Here is a 2,190-nt window from a genome sequence, read left to right as displayed (position 1 = left end):
CTATCGGGCCCATACCCATGGCGTCACCAGAGACAATGCAGTACAATTCAACAAAACTGTAATGGTTTGCCGGAAGGTACAGATGAACGTATCAGCGAGATTCGACAACAGCGGAACCCTTGTCGAAGGCGTCATGTCCACCATCCGCCAGCGAATTGCCGCGCGCAGCCTCACGCCCGGCGCCCGATTGCCCTCGATCCGCGCCTTCGCGAAATCCATGCAGGTTTCCAAATCGACAGTGGTCGAGGCCTATGAGCGACTGGCGGCGGAAGGCGCGATCCGTTCCCGGCCAGGCTCCGGCTTCTATGCCGCCGGATCGCTGGCGCCGCTGTCGCTGGCCGAGATCGGCCCCCGACTCGATCGCGCCGTCGATCCGCTCTGGGTTTCGCGGCAGTCGCTGGAAGCGGGCGATGAGATGCTGAAGCCCGGCTGCGGCTGGCTGCCCGCCTCGTGGATGCCGCAGGCAGCGCTGCGTCGCGCGCTGCGCAACGTGGCGCGCGCCGATGATGTGGCCCTTGCCGACTACGGCACGCCGCTCGGGCTGCCGCCGCTGCGCCAATTGCTGGCGCGGCGCATGGCCACACATGGCATCGAGGCTTCACCCGAACAGATCATGCTGACGGAATCGGGCACGCAGGCCATCGATCTCCTGTGCCGGTTCCTGCTCGAACCCGGCGATACAGTGCTGGTCGACGATCCCTGCTATTTCAATTTCCACGCACTGTTGCGTGCCCATCAGGCCAAGGTCTTCAGCGTCCCCTATACGCCATCGGGCCCGGATATCGACTTGTTTGCGCAGGCGCTGGCCGAGCATCGGCCGCGCCTCTACATCACCAATTCCGGCATCCACAACCCGACCGGCGCGATCCTGTCGCCGGTCACCGCGCACCGGCTGCTCAAGCTCGCCGATCAATCGGACCTGACCATCGTCGAGGACGACATCTTCGCCGATTTCGAACACGCTCCTGCCCCAAGGCTCGCGGCTTTCGACGGTCTCGAGCGTGTCGTCCATATCGGTAGTTTCTCCAAGACGCTTTCGGCCTCGATACGCTGCGGCTTCATCGCCGCGCCCCGTGACTGGATGGAAGGGCTGGCCGACCTCAAGATCGCCACCACCTTCGGCGGCGGGCGGCTCGCGGCCGAATTGGTGCTGACCCTGCTCAGGGATGGCAGCTATCGCAAGCACATGGACCTGCTGCGCGCCCGGCTCTCACGCGCCATGATCGAGACAGGCGCTCGGCTGAAGGCGATCGGGATCACGCCCTGGATCGAGCAGCCCGCCGGTCTGTTCCTCTGGTGCAGCCTGCCGGATGCAGTGGACGCAGCCGAGATTGCCCGCCGCGCGCTTGCGGCCAATGTCGTGCTGGCGCCCGGGAACGCGTTCAGCCTGTCGCGATCAGCCAGCCGATTCCTGCGCTTCAACGTTGCACAATGCGAAGACGAGCGGATTTTCAAGGTGCTGGAGGCAGCCATGCCGCGCTGACGGCTGCGGCGCGGCTTGCGCGATCAGGACTTCACGCAAATGTCGCGCACGCAACTCCGCAGCCAGCGCTGCGCCGGATCGGCATCGAGCCGCGGATGCCAGAGCATGGAAATGGTGACCGCCGGAATGTCGACCGGCAGGGAAAAAGTCTGCATGCCGGCGCGCGCGCCTTGCGTATGCCGCTCGGGCACGCTGGCGATCAACTCCGAGGCGCGCGCCATCGCGAGCGCGGCCGAAAAACCGGAAGCCATGCACACGACCATTCGTTGCAATCCGAGCCGGCTCAAGGCCTCGTCGACCGGCCCCCTTTCGCGGCCCCGCCGCGAAACATTGATGTGGCGGCCGGCCGCATAGCGTTCCGGCGTCATCGCGCCCTGGCCCAGCGGATGGCCGCTGCGCACCGCGCAGACGAAACGGTCGCGAAAAAGCGCCTGGATGCGCACCTCCGGCCCGGTCTCGCCGGCCACACCTACTTCCAGGGCGATCGCCGCTTCGCGCAGTGACGCCATGTCCTTGTCCGACTTCGGCGCGAAACGCAGCCGCACGCCCGGCGCATCGGCCTGGATGCGGGCGATCAGGCGCGGCCCGAACTCCTCGACGAAGCTTTCATTGGTGCGCAGCGTGAAGGTCCTCTCCAGGCCCGGCAGATCAAGCAGCCTCGCCGGGCGCAGCAGCGTTTCAGCATCCTGAACCACACGGCCGACCTG

Annotated in this window: 2 protein-coding genes; one reads left to right on the top strand and one right to left on the bottom strand. The window is 66.0% G+C overall.

Going from position 1 to position 2,190, the window contains the following annotated elements:
- The first annotated feature begins 82 nt into the window (after positions 1-82).
- Complete coding sequence (locus FJ980_RS29930) at positions 83-1,483, top strand: PLP-dependent aminotransferase family protein (protein WP_140547221.1); 1,401 nt, start codon at positions 83-85, stop codon at positions 1,481-1,483.
- Between the two features lie 23 nt (positions 1,484-1,506).
- Here FJ980_RS29930 and FJ980_RS29925 read toward each other — a convergent pair.
- Positions 1,507-2,190 (bottom strand): LysR substrate-binding domain-containing protein (locus tag FJ980_RS29925; protein ID WP_140547220.1); only part of this gene is annotated, 684 nt, incomplete at its 5' end.

This window comes from Mesorhizobium sp. B1-1-5, assembly GCF_006443065.1.
Lineage (GTDB): Bacteria > Pseudomonadota > Alphaproteobacteria > Rhizobiales > Rhizobiaceae > Mesorhizobium.
Note: the sequence above shows the minus strand (reverse complement) of the source record. Positions and strands in the feature narration are given on the sequence as shown.

Bases quoted from the DNA above. Each gene is read 5' to 3' on its own strand.
- FJ980_RS29930 (WP_140547221.1), top strand. From the start codon at position 83: ATGAACGTATCAGCGAGATTCGACAACAGCGGAACCCTTGTCGAAGGC.